Annotated in this window: 18 protein-coding genes and 2 pseudogenes; 11 read left to right on the forward strand and 9 right to left on the reverse strand. The window is 72.5% G+C overall.

Features of this window, described 5'->3' with window-relative positions:
* Positions 1-143: 143 nt before the first annotated feature.
* From B056_RS0122945 to B056_RS0122955, 3 genes are all read left to right on the forward strand, one after another.
* Entirely contained in the window at positions 144-953 is an 810-nt protein-coding gene (locus tag B056_RS0122945; RefSeq protein ID WP_018504199.1) for a hypothetical protein, read from the forward strand.
* Positions 954-1024: 71 nt separating this feature from the next.
* A complete protein-coding gene (locus B056_RS43015; protein ID WP_018504200.1) occupies positions 1025-1186 on the forward strand; it encodes a hypothetical protein in 162 nt (53 codons plus the stop codon).
* A gap of 59 nt (positions 1187-1245) precedes the next feature.
* Positions 1246-2037, forward strand: coding sequence for an SDR family NAD(P)-dependent oxidoreductase (locus B056_RS0122955; protein ID WP_035752497.1), 792 nt, complete (start codon positions 1246-1248; stop codon positions 2035-2037).
* A 103-nt stretch (positions 2038-2140) separates the two neighbouring features.
* Here B056_RS0122955 and B056_RS0122960 read toward each other — a convergent pair whose 3' ends face one another.
* Complete coding sequence (locus tag B056_RS0122960; protein ID WP_018504202.1) at positions 2141-2347, reverse strand: hypothetical protein; 207 nt, start codon at positions 2345-2347, stop codon at positions 2141-2143.
* Between the two features lie 232 nt (positions 2348-2579).
* Positions 2580-3635, reverse strand: coding sequence for an alpha/beta hydrolase (locus B056_RS0122970; protein WP_326828245.1), 1056 nt, complete (start codon positions 3633-3635; stop codon positions 2580-2582).
* 176 nt (positions 3636-3811) lie between these two features.
* Between B056_RS0122970 and B056_RS0122975 the strand changes: the two genes are divergently transcribed.
* Entirely contained in the window at positions 3812-4183 is a 372-nt protein-coding gene (locus B056_RS0122975; RefSeq protein ID WP_018504204.1) for a hypothetical protein, read from the forward strand.
* Here B056_RS0122975 and B056_RS0122980 read toward each other — a convergent pair.
* Positions 4180-7344, reverse strand: a complete 3165-nt coding sequence (locus B056_RS0122980) for a sulfotransferase family protein (RefSeq protein WP_018504205.1) — start codon at positions 7342-7344, stop codon at positions 4180-4182. The genes B056_RS0122975 and B056_RS0122980 overlap by 4 nt on opposite strands.
* A gap of 75 nt (positions 7345-7419) precedes the next feature.
* On the opposite strand from B056_RS0122980, the pseudogene B056_RS46145 reads away from it, so the two are divergent.
* Positions 7420-7545 (forward strand): annotated as a pseudogene (locus B056_RS46145) (short-chain dehydrogenase); the annotation flags it as partial.
* Here B056_RS46145 and B056_RS0122985 read toward each other — a convergent pair.
* Positions 7523-8245 carry a pyridoxamine 5'-phosphate oxidase family protein gene (locus B056_RS0122985; protein WP_018504206.1) on the reverse strand — a complete coding sequence of 241 codons (723 nt, stop codon included), beginning with the start codon at positions 8243-8245 and terminating at the stop codon, positions 7523-7525. The pseudogene B056_RS46145 and the gene B056_RS0122985 overlap by 23 nt on opposite strands.
* Positions 8246-8448: 203 nt before the next feature.
* On the opposite strand from B056_RS0122985, the gene B056_RS37675 reads away from it, so the two are divergent.
* Together B056_RS37675 and B056_RS0122995 are read left to right on the forward strand one after the other, a co-directional pair.
* Complete coding sequence (locus tag B056_RS37675) at positions 8449-9249, forward strand: class I SAM-dependent methyltransferase (RefSeq protein ID WP_018504207.1); 801 nt, start codon at positions 8449-8451, stop codon at positions 9247-9249.
* 23 nt (positions 9250-9272) lie between these two features.
* Positions 9273-10061 carry a methyltransferase domain-containing protein gene (locus B056_RS0122995; protein WP_018504208.1) on the forward strand — a complete coding sequence of 263 codons (789 nt, stop codon included), beginning with the start codon at positions 9273-9275 and terminating at the stop codon, positions 10059-10061.
* A 295-nt stretch (positions 10062-10356) separates the two neighbouring features.
* Here B056_RS0122995 and B056_RS46150 read toward each other — a convergent pair.
* The 3 genes and pseudogenes from B056_RS46150 to B056_RS45460 all read right to left on the reverse strand — a co-directional run.
* Positions 10357-10756, reverse strand: a pseudogene (locus B056_RS46150) (MerR family transcriptional regulator); the annotation flags it as partial.
* Positions 10753-11088, reverse strand: a complete 336-nt coding sequence (locus tag B056_RS0123005; RefSeq protein WP_035752527.1) for a hypothetical protein — start codon at positions 11086-11088, stop codon at positions 10753-10755. The gene B056_RS0123005 and the pseudogene B056_RS46150, both read right to left, overlap by 4 nt.
* Positions 11089-11248: 160 nt before the next feature.
* Entirely contained in the window at positions 11249-11380 is a 132-nt protein-coding gene (locus B056_RS45460) for a hypothetical protein (protein WP_268258388.1), read from the reverse strand.
* Positions 11381-11397: 17 nt separating this feature from the next.
* On the opposite strand from B056_RS45460, the gene B056_RS0123010 reads away from it, so the two are divergent.
* Positions 11398-12633: an epoxide hydrolase family protein gene (locus B056_RS0123010; RefSeq protein WP_018504211.1), complete on the forward strand. Its 1236-nt coding sequence runs from the start codon at positions 11398-11400 to the stop codon at positions 12631-12633.
* Positions 12634-12761: 128 nt separating this feature from the next.
* On the opposite strand, the gene B056_RS45465 is transcribed toward B056_RS0123010, so the two are convergent.
* Positions 12762-12884, reverse strand: a complete 123-nt coding sequence (locus B056_RS45465; RefSeq protein ID WP_018504212.1) for a hypothetical protein — start codon at positions 12882-12884, stop codon at positions 12762-12764.
* Between the two features lie 135 nt (positions 12885-13019).
* On the opposite strand from B056_RS45465, the gene B056_RS39650 reads away from it, so the two are divergent.
* A complete protein-coding gene (locus tag B056_RS39650; protein ID WP_084647230.1) occupies positions 13020-13637 on the forward strand; it encodes a TIGR03086 family metal-binding protein in 618 nt (205 codons plus the stop codon).
* An 87-nt stretch (positions 13638-13724) separates the two neighbouring features.
* Here the strand turns inward: B056_RS39650 and B056_RS0123025 are convergent, their stop codons facing one another.
* Positions 13725-14066, reverse strand: coding sequence for a pentapeptide repeat-containing protein (locus tag B056_RS0123025; protein WP_230203134.1), 342 nt, complete (start codon positions 14064-14066; stop codon positions 13725-13727).
* 456 nt (positions 14067-14522) lie between these two features.
* Between B056_RS0123025 and B056_RS0123030 the strand changes: the two genes are divergently transcribed.
* Both B056_RS0123030 and B056_RS0123035 read left to right on the forward strand, forming a co-directional pair.
* Positions 14523-14720, forward strand: coding sequence for a hypothetical protein (locus tag B056_RS0123030; RefSeq protein ID WP_018504215.1), 198 nt, complete (start codon positions 14523-14525; stop codon positions 14718-14720).
* Positions 14721-15113: 393 nt separating this feature from the next.
* Positions 15114-16421, forward strand: coding sequence for a winged helix-turn-helix domain-containing protein (locus B056_RS0123035; RefSeq protein ID WP_230203135.1), 1308 nt, complete (start codon positions 15114-15116; stop codon positions 16419-16421).
* Positions 16422-16576: the final 155 nt, after the last annotated feature.

A 16576-nucleotide genomic window follows, 5' to 3' on the forward strand; every position in this document is an offset into this window, starting at 1 on the left:
CCTCGCCCCCGGACGCCGCGGACCCGCCTCGCCGACCAACCCGCGGGTCAGCGCGCGGCCACAGGGCTCGGTCGAGCCGAAGGAATCCCTCGCGCGGTGCCGCGTCGCCCACACGGTCCGCGGGCACCTCCGGTCGCGCGCTCGTGGCACTCGGCGTCCTTGCCGCGGCCCTCGTCGGCGCCTTCGTCATCGCCCCGGGTCGGCTGGCGGCAGACGGCGCTTCCGGCGACCTCGCCGACCACCACCACTTCGTCGAAGTCCTGCACAGCGCGTTCATCGAGTACTGGCGTTCCGGCGACCGGGATCTCTCCCCGGACCTCGCGCGGGTTGTCGACTACTGGTTCCGGTACCACGTGGCCAAGGCTGTGATCGCCGCGGTCCTGCTGATCGTGCTCGTCGCGCTGACGGTCCTCGTCTGGAAGGCGTTTCTGAAGGCAGGCGGCCTCGGGGCGGTAACACGGGCGGCCCTCGCGTCGGCCGGCGCTCTCGCGGCGATGCTCGCGCTGCTCTCTCTGGCGGCGGTGATGGCCAACATCCAGGGTGCGCTGGCGCCGTTCTCCTCCCTGACACCGATGCTGACCGAAGGCGCAGCCGACCAGGAGTTCGCGACCACGCTCGGCCAGGTCAGGCAACGGCTGGCTGACTCCTCTCCCTCGGGTGCACGGACCCCGCCGGCCATCGACGTGATGATCGCCGACTTTTCTCGGTACCACGCGGTGATGGCCGTGGTTGCCGTGATCGTGGCGGCTTCCCTCCTCGGCACCAGCGTGCTGCTGTGGAGGAGGTTCGCGCGAACGGCCTCGTCCGACAGGCGAACGAGACGCGTGGTGGGGGCCTTCGGTCTCCTGTCCGCGTTGCTGACGCTGGGCCTGATCGTCCACGCGGCGGCGAACGCGGCCACCGCGGCCGACCGGGGACCAGCGCTCCTCAACGCTCTGAAAGGCGGATGGTGACGCACCTCGCCGCACCCGGCGCTCATGGTCGTTTCGTAACCTGCCCGTCTGCGTGGCCGATCCACGACGCCGTGGCCCCGCAGGTCAGCGAGGACGTCTACCAGGGGCTGGCCGACGCCGGGAAGACCTCGAGCACCCGTGAGCTGCTGCACGGGGCGGTCCGGCGCCTGCGCGGCGCGGCAGCCGGACACTCACCGGCCGTCCGGGCGCCCCACATCCACATCGGCCCCTGACCCGGCGACCACCGCCGGTGCCGCGGACCTCCTCCCCCACCGAACCGAAGGAGAACCGGATGCCCACGACGCGCAGCGTCCCGCACGGTGAGCTCGGGCGTTTCACCGATCGGGTGGTGCTGATCACCGGCGGTGGGTCCGGGATCGGCCGCGCCACCGCCCTGGCGTTCGCCGGGGAGGGCGCCGCGGTCGTCGTCGCCGGCCGCCACCTCGACGCGCTGAGCTCCACGGTGAGAAGCATCGAGGACCTCGGCGGGCGCGCCGCGGCCGTCCCCACCGACGTCACCGTCGCCGAGGACGTCGCCGCCCTGGTGCGGGCCACCGTCGACCGGTTCGGCGGGCTGCACGTCGCGGTCAACAACGCCGGCCTGGTCGGCCCGCCGGCACCGGTGGCCGACCTGCCGATCGACGCCTGGAACACCGTGGTGGGCACCAACCTCACCGGCGTCTGGCTGTCCCTGAAACACGAGGTCGCGCACATGCGGGACAACGGCGGCGGCACCATCGTCAACGTCGCCTCGAACATCGGCGTCCACGGCCGCCGACCGGGACTGGCCGCCTACGCCGCCAGCAAGGCCGCGGTCAGCGTGCTGACCCGGGCCGCGGCCCGCGACCACATCGCCGACAACGTCCGGATCAACGCGGTGAGCCCGGGTGCCACCGACACCGAGCTCTCCCTGCGCCCCGGCGAGTCGGTCGCCGACCGCGACACCCGGATACGTGGCACCGTCCCGGCGGGCCGGGTCGCCGACACGTCGGAGATCGCGACCGCGATCCTGTGGCTGGCCAGCGACGAGGCCCGCTACGTCGTGGGCACCGATCTCGTCGTCGACGGCGGAACCACAGCCTGAGCCCGACCCCTTGGACGTCCGAGCAGCGCGATAGCCGGGCCGGCCGAGCGGAGTACGTCCACGGTGTCTGGGGACAGAAGGCGATCAGGTGGGTGGTCGGCGTTCACTCGGCCGGGCGCCAGGTGCCGGGGTCGTCGGGGTCGTCGGGGTCGATGCCGGCCCATCGCAGGGCGGCGAGGTCCAGGGCGAGCAGGTCACCGGGTTCCGCACCGCGGAGGAGCTCCTTGTAGGCGCGGAACGCCAGGTCCGCGGCCAGGAACTCAGCCTCGTCGCCCCGTATCCGCCGGCCGGCCGGCAGCCGCTGTTCCACCTCGTCGGCGAGCAGCAGCGTGGCGTGCTCCGCTTCGAAGGCTCGGCACCGCGGGCGTGGAGAGGCGGGGGAAGAGATCCACGAAGCGCATCATCGGACCCCACCGGCGCGGCCCGATCGTGACCGGGTGGGGGCGTTCGGTGAGCCGGCCGACCACGGGGCCGATCACGTCGGCGGTGAGCAGCGGATCGGTCGTGGCGGTCGGTGATGGGTTAGTCGGTAGTGGTCGGGGTCAGGCGCCTGGGCCTCCCGGGCCGAGCCCTCCGAGGAGTGGGCCCGAGCGCGCGAGGACCCGGGCCAGCCAGCGCTCGCGTGCCGCGAGGGTGTCGGTGGCGAGTGCGGTGCCAGGCGCGGCGTCCTCGTAGCCGTGGAAACCACCAGGCCACACATGCAGTTCCGCGTCGCCCCCGCACGACCAGACCGTCGTGGCGAACGCGACGCCCTCGTCGCGGAAAAGATCGACAGAGCCGACGTCGAGGAAGGTCGGAGGCAGACCGGACAGGTCGGTCGCCCGGCCGGGCGCGGCGTAGATGGACACGTCGTCGGTTCCGACGCGGTCTCCCAGCAGCATCCGCCATCCGACCCTGTTACTGGTCGCCGACCAGGGCAGCTCACCCGCCATCCGGGCCGACGCCGTCCGCATCCGGTCGTCAAGCATGGGGCTCGCCAGCAGTAGCCCGGCCAGGCTGGGACCGCCCTGGTCACGGACCCGCAGCGCGGTGCCCGCGGCGATGCCTCCGCCGGCGCTGCCGCCGGCCAGCACGAGCGCGTGGGCATCGATCCCCAGCTCGTCCGCGTGGCTGGCGGTCCAGAGCAGGGCGGCGTAGCAGTCGTCGACGGGCGCGGGGTCGGGATGCTCCGGAGCGAGCCGGTACTCGACGGACACGACGACGGCGCCGCTCGCCAAGGCCAACCGGAGAGCCGGGAAGACCATGAAACGGTCACCGGTCACCATCCCCCCGCCGTGGACCCACACGATTCCCGGGCTTACCGCGGTATGACCGGCCGGTGTGAAGACCGAAAGGACGATGTCGGCTTCCGGCCCCGGAACCACACATTCCCGCTCCGTGAAGGGGAATGCCTGCAGGAGAAGGTCGCGGGTCACCACGCTCGCCCCGCGTGCCTTCGGAATCGCTTCTTCCGTCAGCGTCATTACTCCACCGAAATGGCGGTCCACGACGGTCCGCCAGGCGGCCGCGCACTCCCCGTCCATGGCCGGCGTTGCAAGACCCACAGCGTCTTCCTCGCAATTCTCCGTGGAGACCGCCCGTACCCAGGGACCGATCATTGATCCGGCGTCGGCTCTCGACTTTTCGCCGCCGAAACTAGCACGTGATAGCCACGGGACCCTATCATTGTTGAATTCACATGCGCAAGCCTCCGTCGCTCCGCACCGCCACTCGGCGCGGTGTGAAACGTCAACGGGCCGGGCCGGGGCGGGGACCCGCCCTCCAAACCCCGCATGTGCGGTTCGCCGGCTACCGGCTGCTGACCACCGGGGACGACGCCTGGCAGCGGATGGCCGTCAACCTGCGCCTGCTCGACGACGCCGACGAACGGCTGCGGGCCGGCGCACGGGCCGATCTGACCGCCTGGCTCGACCACGAAGCCGCCACCACCCACCACCCGCCGAGCCGCGACCGCGCCGCCGAACTCGACAGCCTGATCGAACGCACCCGCCCGGTCCTCGGCGAGCGCCGGGCCCGCCTGCTGCGATTCCACGCCGGCCTCGGACGGGGGACGTCGGCGGTCGTCGCCCTGGCGGACAGCGTCCGGACCGAGTCACGTCCGCCGACCCGCGCCGAGCGCGGCCGGGGTCGACGGCCACCCGCCTAACTGTCCGTGGGGCGGCTGGGCTCCGCGGGCTGGTTCCGCGCCTCGGGCGTGATGTGGGCGAGGCACGGCGTGGCCACGGGGGCGCAGGTACCCACGGTGCTCACCTCGCTGGGGGATCCGAAGGCTGTGGTGAGGTCCTTGAGGTGCAGCAGGACGGCGGAGCGGCGGCCGACGCCCTGGTCGTCGAGGTGGATGGTTCCGTAGGCGCCGGGATAGTCGGTGCTGTCGCAGAGGCCGGCGGTGGGGCCGCGCAGGCACCGCAGGATCTGGTGGCGGGCGTCCGCCGCGGTGGAGGGCATCCCGGCGCGCAGCAGCGCATCGTTGACCATGAGGAGTGAGTCGTAGCTGAGGGAGGCCCAGCCGCCGGACAGCCACCGGTCCTGCTCGCGGCTGCCGGGTCCGCCGCAGCGGCCCAGGTACGCGCGGATGTCGCCGTAGAAGTCCGTGCGGCGTCCGGCGTCGAACAGCGACTCGTCCGCGCCGGCCTGGGGGTCGCCCAGCCCGGCGCAGGTCTGGATCCGGCCCCGGTAGGCGATGAGCACCTGCACGCCGTGGGGGACGTGGCGGGCCAGTTCCCGGTCGGCGAGGAAACGGGCCGAGGAGTCGGCGACGGCCACCTGGGGCATCCGGGAGCCGCAGGCGAGCCGCAGTGCCTGGGTGAACTCGGCGACGTCGGTGTAGCGCCCCCCGAAGAAGACCAGCGGCAGCGTGGCCCCCGGCGTCCGCGGTGCGGCCTGCGCCGCGCCCGGCATCCGCCCGGTGCTCCCGGTGCCTGCCGGGGTCTGTCCCACCGCGGGCTGGGTGTCGGTGTTCGCCGGTGGGCAGGCCTGGCTGGCGGTCGTGGTGAGTGACCGGCCCGGTGACCACGGCACCAGGGAGACGGGTACCGGTGGCGCGGTCGGGCCGGGTTCCCCGTCCGAGAGCACAGGTTCCGAGAGCACAGATGCGGAGGACGCGGCCGACAGCGCCCGTTCCGTGGCCTGCGACGGGGGCGCGCAGGTGGACGGCGGGCCACCGGCCGGGTCCTGGCCGGATTCCGTGGCCTGGGCGGATCCGGTGGCCTGGGCGGGTTCCGGGTGCTGCTGGCGGCGCAGTACGTCGCAGTACAGCGAGGTCAGGTAGAGGTCGTCGGCGTCCGGTCCGGTCCGGGTGGTGTCGGTGACCGGGTAGAAGAAGGTCAGGGGGCTGCCCTGGCCGCGGGCGTACTCGTAGATCAGTTGGACCTGGTCGTCGTTGGTGGAGTTGATCTGGAAGAACATCGGCTGCCGGCGGGTGGCCGCGCCGAGGCCGTCCGCGTTCACGCCGGGGCCGTCCGGGTCCGTGGCGGGGCTGGCCAGGTTCGCACCGAAGCCGTCCGCGCTCATGGTGGGGCTGATCATCGGGACACCGGCGGCACCCAGCGACGCGCCCAGGACGTCCCGCAGTCCCGTGGTGCTGTTCCCGGTGACGACGGCGGCGGCCAGCGTCGGATCCTCGGCGAGCTGCCGCAGCTTCCCCTCGAGGATTTTCAGATGATCACGGACGGTGAGGTCGCTCATGCCGGCGGTGAGGTCGCCGCTGTTGACGACCGCGAGGCGCACATACGGCAGGGAGGTGCCGCGCATGGCGTTGATCCGGAGCTGGGCGGCGTAGGCACCGGCCAGGCCCTCCCGCTCGGCCACGACGGAGCGGACCGCCCGGGTCGGGGCGGCGGAGGTCAGGGAGGAGACCAGCGCGACGGTGACGATCGGGCGCCGGTGGTCGGCCAGCCGTTCCACCCGCTTGTTCTCCCGGTAGATCAGGGTGTCGTCGAACAGGTCGGAGACGTCGTCGGGCCCGGGCCGGTGCACGGTCAGCCGGGCCGCCACCGAGGAGAGGGTCTCGCCGACGACGTTCCCGGCCAGCTGACGCCAGCCGAGGCAGGTGCGGTAACCGATCCACTCGCCCGCGGAGGTGTCGGTGGACAGGTCCCGTTCCGAGCCGGCCATCGGCCGCAGGCAGTAGGGCTGACCCGGGCTGAGCTGCACGTACACAGCCGTCCCCGCCAGGACGGCGGCGAGGCCGTACGCGGTCAGCCGACGCATCCGCGCGCGGGCCCGCCGCGGCCACAGGAAGACGACGAGCCACCGCACCAGCCGCACGAGGCCTTCCCCCGGCGGCAGGAGCACGGCGCGGGCCACCGCCCCCAGGCGGCGCCACGCCGGGCCGGGCAGGCCACCCCACCAGGCGGCGAGGCCCGCTGGCAGCCCCCGCAACGTCCGCCGGGACGTCCGCAGGCACGTGCGCAGCCGGGCGTGGTGCTCCGCGCGCCGCCGCCACGCGGCCCGGAGCCAGACGCCGGCCGTCACCGGCATCGGATGGTCGGTCACGACGACGGCCGAGGGGCGGCGCAGGGCGGCGGTCAGCCACCACAGCCACCGGGGCAGCCGTGGGGAGTGCCAGCGCAGGTACTCCTCGAGCAGCACCGGCCGCCGGCCGTCCCCGGCGGTGGCGACGAGCAGGACGGGCAGCCGCCGGGGCACGTCACGGGCCCGGAACCAGCCGGTGGGGACGATCCGCCGCGCGTCGTACCGCAGATCACGCAGGAGAGCCCGGGCCAGCTCCCGTTCCGTCGGCGCCGCCCGGATACTGCCCCGGACCAGCCGCCACAGTCCCGCGAGCAGCCGTGTCCCGATGAGCAGGATGGCGGTGAACAGGAGGAACGTGCCGACGTTCCAGGCCAGGTCCCCGCGGCCGAACTGTTTGACGTTGGCGGCGCTCATCAGGGCGGCGCCCAGGCTGGCGACACCGATCCAGAGCAGGCCGACCGGTTCCACGACGTACTTCCACCGCTCCCGCCGGGCGGCGGTCCGCCGCCGGTCCAGCAGGTCCCCGTCCCCGCCCGGTCCTGTCGGCTGGCGCAGCGCGGCGGTGAGATCGTCATAGCGCCGGGTGTCCGGGGCGGCCGGGCCCGCCTCGCGCAGCGCCTCGTCGACCGCCTCCCGCAGGGGCAGGTCCGCGGGCAGCACCCGCACCACCCAGGCGCCGGGCACCTGATCGCTGATCGCCTCCGCCAGAGCGTCGTCCACGACCGACGCCGGGACGACGGGACGGGCCCCCCACCACCGCGCGTCATGGGACACCCGTCCCACGACCTCGCCCACCACGTCCGGCACGTCTCGCCGGCCCGCCGAACCCGCCATCGCCCACCCCGTGATCGCTACCGGCGTACGGGGCAAGAACTGTAGTGGCAGTCGTACGAAACGTGGCCGGCAGGTCCGGGACCGACCGCCTACGCCGCCGGCAAGGCCGCGGTCAGCGTGCTGACCCGGGCCGCGGCCCGCGGCCACATCGCCGACAACATCGCCGACAACGTCCGGATCAACGCGGTGAGCCCGGGTGCGCCGGTGGTGGGAGGATGCCCGGGGCCAGGGCTGGGTCGGCTTCGGGGACTCCCGGGACGCTGCGCATCGGAATCACCCCGGCCCAGTGGGGCAGGGTGAGGTCGGCGGGGTCGTCGTTCGGCCCGCCGGTCCGGGTCTTCACCGCGACCTGGGTGTCCGGCCCGGTCAGCGGGACGGCGAGGACGGCGGTGGCCGCCAGCTCCCTGCGGTTCGGCGGCCGGCAGGCCGCGGACCGGCCGGGGGCGCTCCGGTCGACCAGGGCGTCCAGGGCGGCCCGCCGTTCGGCGTCGTCACTCACGAGTCTCGCGGCCGCCCGGATCATCACCGACCGGTAGTTCACCGAATGGTGGAACGCGGAGCGGGCCAGGACCAGACCGTCGAGCAGTGTGACCGTGACGCACACCGGCAGCGTCCCACCACGCCCGGCGGCCCCCTGACCGTGCCCGGCGGCGAGTAGTCGGGAGGCGGTCGATCCGTGCAGGTAGAGGGTGTCTTCGCGGCGGGTGTGCAGGGTGGGCAGCACATGCGGCCAGCCGTCTACGACCAGGCCGACGTGACAGACCAGCGCCTCGTCCAACACCGCGCGGATGCGGGCGGTGTCGTAGCCCACCCGGTCGCGCGCCCGAACGGGTGCCAGCGGACCCGGAGCGGCACGCACGTCGCCGCCGCCGTCCTCGGTGACTTCGGGAATGACGTCCACGCGTTCGCACTCTGGCATCCACCCGCCGGTTCCGACAGTGATTTTCCATGCCCCGGCCCCGGCGCCCGCGGTCCGCGGCTCGGACCAGCCCCACCGGCCGGCAACCAGCCCGCAACCAGCCCGTGGTCCGACCAGCCGCGACGACCGTGGGCACAGCGCGATGATGGGCGGGGAGCCCATGACCCGGCGAGAGGAGCCAACCGATGCCCGGCCCGACGTTCGGCGACGTGGACTACGAGACCCACGGGGGCGGGTACGCCCACGGGCGCCGTACCGACCCGCGCATCGCCAGCCTCGTCCACGCCGCGCTCGCCGACGCGCGCACGGTGCTCAACGTGGGCGCCGGTGCCGGCTCGTACGAACCCGGCGACCGCCATGTGCTCGCGGTCGAACCGTCCGCCGCGATGCGCGCCGGGCGGCCACCGCACCTGCCGCCGGCGGTCAACGCCGTCGCCGAGGACCTGCCGTTCGACGACGCCAGCGTCGACGCCGCGATGGCGATGGTCACCGTCCACCAGTGGCCCGACCCCGACCGTGGGCTGCGGGAGCTGCGGCGGGTCAGCCGCGGCCCGGTCGTCGTGCTCACCTTCGACCCCGACGCCCTCGACCGGCTCTGGCTCGCCGACTACCTGCCCGAGCTGACGGCCACCGAACGCCGCCGCTTCCCGCCGATCGAGCGCATCCGGACGGCTCTGGGCGGCACCACGACGGTCACCCCGGTGCCCGTGCCCGCCGACTGCGTCGACGGGTTCGCCGAGGCGTTCTACAACCGCCCCGAACGCTTCCTCGACCCGGCCGTACGAAACTGCCAGTCCGCCTGGGGCTTCCTCGACCCGGCCATGGCGCGGCGGGGACTCGCCCGGCTGCGCGCGGATCTGGAATCCGGAGCCTGGGACCACCGACACGGCGCGCTGCGCCACCAGCCGACGTTCACCGGCGCGCTCCGGCTGGTCACCGCCCTGCCCGCCGGCGCCGGAACCGGCGATCACCGGCGTCCGGCATAGCGCCGAGGGGAGGCTGGCCCGTCATGGCAGGCAAGGCGTGCCCGGCGACGGTGCACAGCCTGATCGCGGATCTGACGCTCGACGGCCCCGCGGGCACCGTGGTCGATCTCGGCGCGGGAGACGGTGGAACCCTCGCCGCGATCAGAGGCCGGTCACCGGCCAGCCTGTTGACGGCTCTCGACGTCGACGACACCGCGCTGGCAGCGTTGGCCGCGCGCCTTCCGGACACCCGGATCGTGCGGCATGACCTGGCCGGTCGGCTGCCGCTGCCGGACGGCGGCGTCGACGTCGTCGTCTCGCACAACACGCTGGAATGTCTGACCGACCCGCCCGCGCTGCTCGCCGACGTCGCCAGAGCCCTGCGCCCGGGCGGGCGTGCGGTGCTCGGGCACACCGACTTCGAGTCGATCCTGGTGGCGACCGAGAACCGTGATCTTTCCCGTCGGGTGCTGCTCACCTACGCGGAGCTGCCGGTTCTCTACCGCCACATGGCGGCCGCCGACCCGCAGATGGGCCGTCGGCTGGCCGGTCTCGTCCGCCGTAGCCCGCTGCGCCTGGAATCGGTGCACGCGCACACCACGGTCCTGTCGACGCTGTCCGAGGCGACCACGCTGCGCCTCGGGGAGGTCGCCGTCGCGGTCCGCCGCAGCGCCCGGCGCGGGCTGGGACACGTCACCGTCGGCGAGGTCGACGAGTGGCAGGAGCAGCTCCGCTCCGCGGACGCCACCGGGGAGTTCTTCTTCAGCGAGACCGCCTTCGTCGTGACCGCGTCCCGACCCGCCGTCCCGCCCGAGGAACAGCGGTGGAAGTGACGCGTCCGTGGGCGCCGGCGGACCAGCACCTGCTGCCCGACCAGCAGCCGCTCCACAAGGAAAAACCCGGCCCGCGAGGGGGCCGGGTGGTTCAGGGACCGAGCTAGGCATGCGCCCTGCCCGCCGTCAAAACTCACCATCCAGGCGGGCGGGTGAGACCGCCGATCTCCACCGGGAGCTGTGCCGCGGTGAGGTCGGTGCCGCGCAGGCTGTACCCACCAGTGCCGGCCCGCGCCGGTGTGCGGCACCCCCGCAGCTCCGGGAGGTGCAGGCCGCACTCCCCCATCTGACCATCGATGGAGCAGCAGGCACTGGACGCGCAGACGGTCAGGTCGTCGCAGCCCGCGGCGACGGCCGTCGCCAGGGCCGTGCGGATGGTGGTCAGATCCGCGATCTTCGCGTCGACCTCGGCGAGTTTGACCGCGGCCCGGTCCTGAAGACCCGGCACGGGACGGCCGTGGCGGTAGCGGCCGGTCTCCCAACAGGTCGGCGACCTCCTCCAGCGTGAACCCGAGCCGCTGGGCGGCCTTGATGACCCGCAGCGCGGTGACGGCCTCCTCCCCGTAGAGGCGGTGACCGCCCGGGCTGCGGTCGGGTGCGGCCAGCAGACCGCGCCGCTCGTAGTAGCGCAGGGTCTGGATGTTCACTCCGGCCGCGCCCGCGACCTGCCCGCTGCGCGGACCACCGCCGCTCACGGCACCTCCCAACCGGCCGCCGCGGCGGCCCGCTCCTGCAGAGCGTCCAGCACGGCCTCGTGCGCACCGTCGACCTCGACGTCCAGACCGATGCGCCGCGAGCCCGGGTGGACGGTGAAGGTGAAGAACGAGCAGCAGCCACTTTCCCGGGCCACCAGGTCCCGTACCGTCTCCTCCACGCCCTCACCACCGGTGAGCACCAGCTCCAACCGCAGCCGGTCGGGCCGGGACACGCCGGCCATCCGCCCGGCGAACAGCGCGCCGAATTCCGCCACCCGCAGCGGCCGCTCCGCGGTGGGCAGCGTGCAGGACCGCGGTACCCAGGCCGTCATGGTGACCACTCCCGTCGTCGTGTCCGCGCCCGGTGCGGGCGGGGACACCTCGGACGGTAAACCCGTACCTGGGTACCGATTGCAAGCGCGACAGCGGTGGACACCACTTCCCCCGGCCCCGACAGCAGGGCCGGCGTCGCCCGGCGCCTGATCCGCCTGGTCAGCTCCAGGCGTGGCGGCTGGCGGCGAACAGGACCAGGGCGGCAGCCTGGACAGCAAAAGTGACGGCGACGAACGCGGGTGTGGAGACGGCGTGGAGAGCACCGGCCGACGACACCGCTTCCCACCACACAGGAGGAAAATCACGCCGTGACCCCTCTACGCGCCTTCCCCCTGGAACCCACCCCGATCCAGGTGCCCGACGACGTCCTCGATGACCTGCGCGCCCGTCTCACGCTGACCCGTCCGCCGCTGGACGAGGGGAACGAGGACTGGTCCTACGGCGTCCCGGCCAGCTACCTGCGTGAGCTGGTCGCCTACTGGCGGGACGGCTACGACTGGCGCCAGGCCGAGGCCGCCATCAACGCCTACGAGCACTACCAGGTGAGCGTCGCCGGTGTCCCGGTGCACTTCCTGCGCAGGCCCGGCCGCGGCCCCCACCCGATCCCGTTGATCCTCACCCACGGCTGGCCGTGGACGTTCTGGCACTGGTCGAAGGTGATCGACCCGCTCGCCGACCCGGCCGCGTTCGGCGCCGACCCCGCCGACGCGTTCGACGTGCTCGTGCCGTCCCTGCCCGGCTTCGGTTTCCCCGGCCCGCTCACCGGCTTCCCGGACGTCAACTTCTGGAAGGTCGCCGACCTCTGGCACACCCTGATGACCGAGACCCTGGGCTACGAGAAGTACGCCGCCGGGGGCTGCGACATCGGCGGGATCGTCACCAGCCAGCTCGGCCACAAGTACGCGGATGAGCTGTACGGCATCCACATCGGCTCCGGGCTGCCGCTCGACTTCTTCACCGGCCCCCGCGCCTGGGACCTCGCCCGCAACCGGCCCCTCACCGACGACCAGCCCGCCGACGTCCGCGCCCGCATCATCGAGCTGGACCACCGCTCGGCGTCCCACCTCGCCGTGCACATGCTCGACGGCGCCACCCTAGCCCACGGGCTGAGTGACTCCCCCGCCGGGCTGCTCGCCTGGCTGCTGGAACGCTGGAACGCCTGGAGCGACAACGGCGGCGACGTCGAGTCCGTCTTCACCAGGGACGACCTGCTCACCCACGCCACGATCTACTGGGTGAACAACTCCATCGCCACGTCGATGCGCTACTACGCCAACGCCAACCGCCACCCCTGGGCCCCCGCCCACGACCGCACCCCCGTCGTGCAGGCCCCGGTCGGCCTCACCCTCGTCACCTACGAGAACCCGCCCGGCATCCACACCGCCGCCGAGCGCGTCCGGGCGTTCACGACCGGCCCGCAGGCCGACTGGTTCAACCACGTCAACGTCAACGCCCACGACCACGGCGGCCACTTCATCCCGTGGGAGAACCCCGACGCCTGGGTGAGCGACCTACGCCGCACCTTCCACACTCGTAGACCCTGAACAGCCCTGCAGGCCCACCGGGCAACGGCCGCCGTGCGGCCCACGACCATCCCCCGTTTCCGGGAAGATGATCATTGTGGTGTTCGGGGGCAGGGTGGGTTGTAGGGGAGTTCGGGCACGACGGTTTTCTACTCGGCCTCGGTGAGTCGGTTGGCCTCTTTGGCGCAGGCTGCCGCGACCAGCCGGTTCGCGTCCACATCCAATATCCGGGCGGTGTCGTCGCTGCTGTTGGTGGCGAGCAGGGCCAGCATGCTGCTGCGGGCCTGGGGGGTGGGGAAATTCCCGCGCGCTGGAAACAGAACAAACCAGGACAGCGTGTGGCCGGCCCGGGTAGGTGGCAGGGTTCGGGCCGCGCTGTTTGGCGAGGCGGGCGGTAGAACACCTGTATGCCACTGCTACCCCCTTGTCAGGAACCCCCACCGCCTTCCCCGCAGAGCCCCTCGCCGTCGGCGTCCGACCATCTCCGACAGGCCGTCGAAGTGTTCGGTGAGCGGTTGGGTGCGGCCGACCCGATGGTGCTGTCGAGTCCGTCGCCGTGCGAGGGGTGGACGGGTACGGATGTCGTCGTGCATGTCGCCCTTAACCTCCTGGGGTTCTCGGAGGCCCTGAGGGGTGGCGACTATCGCGCCACGCAGCCTCCGTCAGACCTGGATCCACACCAGGCATGGGTACGGGCGCGAGAGAGCGTCCTGACCGACCTCGCTGCTTTTGACGCACGAGGAATCCCCGACACGAGGGTGCGGATCGGGGAGGAGACGCGCACCGCCGAGTTCCTGCTGGTCGCCCTCGTGCGGGACGTGACGATCCACGCCTGGGACCTCGCTCGCGCCGTCGGCGGGGACGACCGGCTGCCTGCTGATCTCGTGGATGCCGTCCTCGCGGACATGCCTGCGATCACCGAGCAGATGCGAGCATCGGGACGCTACGGCCACATCCTCGCGACCGCGCAGGAGGCCGGGGCGCAGGAGCGCATGCTCGCCCTCGCCGGCCGGGCGATGCTCTGACACGCCGGTTATCCCGTCCCTGCCAAACCGCGCGGACGGAACCCTGCCACCTACCGGGGCCGGTCACAAAACAGGCAGGAAGGGGGGTCAGGAACCCCCACCCGACGGGTCCGGAGGCGGCTCGTACGGCGGCCAGGACTCCGGCCGCGCCCCACCGTCCGGCAACCGTGTCCCCGCATCCCCCCGCGCCACCGCCACCCGCACCGCTGTCAGACCCCCCGCGCTGGTGAGGTTCACCCCATCCAGCCGGGCGTTGGTGAGGTTCGCCTCGCCCAGCCAGGCGCCGGTGAGAGTCGCCTCGAACAGCTGCGCGCGGGTGCGAGCCGCCTCGAACAACTGGGCGCGGGTGAGGTCGGCACCTGCCAGGTCGGCGCGGGGGACACCGCCACGGGCAGGAAGCCGTCCCAGGACCGTCAGTGCGGCCTGCACGTCCGTCACAGGCAGCCGGCCAGTCCCGGCCGTCGCCGATCAGTCGCTGGCAGTGCTCAAGCCGTCCACCAGTTCGACCTTGAGCCGGGCTAGATCGGCCGCTCGGTCCAACATCCTGTGGATCCGGGGGGAAAAGTCCTTCTTGGCCGGATGTCGCGTTTCATGATCGTTTTGTCTCTTCTTCTGGTGTGGTCTTCGCCATCCCTGGCAATGCAGCCCGCGACACGGGCGGCAGCCCATCACACAACGTTTGCGCTATCAGACGTCCTGTTCATCCCACTCTGAACCCGACAGAAGAAGGCGCAACACGCGACACGCGCCGTGGTACACCACGTCCCCCACCTTGGTGCTCGTGTGCGATAGAGATCAGCTATGTCCAGCATGCGTTCACATCCGACTCACGGGCGCCGCTCCCAGGCCCGCTCCGGGTGGCTACGTGGGCGTACGTCGCCCGAGGTGGAGGAGTTGGCGAAGGCGGCCGCCGCCGCCGAAGGGCTGACGCTGTGCCGTTGGCTGGAGAAGCTGGTGCTCGAAGCTGCTCCACCGCTGCTCGGCGTGTCCGTGCCCGACGCTCCACCTGCGTCCGAGTCACGTCCAGCCCGGCGCCGGCCACGGCGGCCGGAGGACAGCGAGGAGCTTCCGATGGCGGGCTAGAACGAGAACGAGGTCGCACCCTGCCACAGGTGCGACCTCGTCTACGTGAGTGCGGGGCCGAGCGACCAACTCGATCTCCCGCGGTACTGCCAGTAACAACCCCTCTTGGATCGCTCCGGCCCGAGCTACCAACTCGGACCGGTCCAGAGTCACTTCCTTACTTGGATTACAGATGCATTGTTGCATGCCTGCCCGCCACAGCCGTGGGACTCACGGCGCGTCGCCGTGTCCTTTTTCCCGGTCAGTGCGGTATGCGCTGACCTGGTTGCTGTTTGTCGTCCCGACAGGGGGCCACCGATGGGCCACATGCGGTGTGCGTCCAGCCGGCTACATACACGCCCTAGCTAGGGCGTTTGCGCTGGTCGTGCCGACGCGGGTGGGTGCGTCCGGCTGATGACCGCGCCCGCCGTCTCGCCGCGCTCCCCCATCCCGCCTGAGGGTCAGGGCGGGATCGTCGGCGTGCCTGGGGGGGCGTGGTTGGAGTTCGACGCGGCCGCGTGGGGACGGTCGGGGCGGGCGTTGCCGGGACGGCCGCGGCGGGAGTTGTCTCCACGGATCGCGGGACTGCTGGGCCGAGGAGACACCGGAGGCCACTTCGGGCATGGGCGTAGCGCGGTGTCGATGTCGGTGGCGCTCGGCGCGGTCGGCGCCGGCTGGTCGCTGGAGGAGCTGCGTAAGGCCTTCGTCGCGGTGGCGCATGTGGTCGGCACGCCCGGGGACTGGATGGTGCGTGACCCGCGGGGCCGGCGTCGGTCGGTGGCGGATCAGGATCATCGGCTTGAGCACATGTGGCGCAACGCGGTGGTGCGTTGGTGTACGCGGTCGCCGGCGTCGGACGTGCAGCAGACGATGGTGGAGATCGCGGTGATGCGGGAGGCGGCGGACGCCCGGCCGTTCCTGTGGGGTGGGCAGGCGGGCGGGTCGAACCGGGCGGTCCTTGAGGCGCTGTGGGAGATCGGTGCCCGGGCGGGCCGGCTGGACCCGACCGCGAGCATCCGTCAGATCGCCGAGGCGACGACGGTGACGGACTCGACGGTGGACCGGGCGGTCCACCGGCTGATCGCGGCGGGTTGGCTGCGTGTCGACGAGCCCGCCGGGGTGGTCCTGGTCGGTGAGGAGGATGAGCACGGCCGCCGTGGCGGTCAGCTACGGGCCCGCCGGCTGCACCTGCTGCTGCCCCGCGCGTTGCCGGATCCGGTGGATCCCGACGAGCTCGCCGACCCCCGATCGGGAGAGCTGCCCGCGACCCGCTGGCGAGGGCGGGCGGTGCATGACGTGTTCACCTGGCGGGGATTGGGCACGGTCGCCGGGCGGATCTATGACACCTTGGAGACCACCGGGGTGCGCTGCGGGTTGCTCGCGGCCCGGGTGGGGTTCACCAGGTCGACGGTCCGTAAGCACCTGCGCCGGCTGGCCGCGGCCGGCCTGGCCCGCCGTGGCGGGGACGGCTGGGTGCGTGGGAGCGCCGGGCTGGACGTGGTGGCGGTGGCGCTGGGAGTGGACGGCACGCTGGCCGGGCGCGCCGAGCGGCATGCCGTCCAGCGGGAGCAGGCGCTGGCGTACTTCGTGGAACGGGCGAACCGACGCGGCTGGCGGGTGGAACGCGGCATGTACCGGCCCTCAGGCCGACCCACCGGGACCCCGACGCGCCTTCCGCTGCCGGTACAGCGGGCCGAGACCCGGATTCCGCTCGGGCTCTGACACCTGCCGTCAGGACAGCCCTGCCCACTGACGATCACAGTTGGTAATCGACGTGGCGTGCCGTCAACCACTACGGGTCGTCAGATCTCCTGGAACGACAGGGATCCTGGTCTTCCACACCTGTTCACACACTGTGCACGAGGCCCGGCGCAGCG

The organism is Parafrankia discariae, assembly GCF_000373365.1.
GTDB classification, from domain to species: Bacteria; Actinomycetota; Actinomycetes; order Frankiales; family Frankiaceae; genus Parafrankia; species Parafrankia discariae.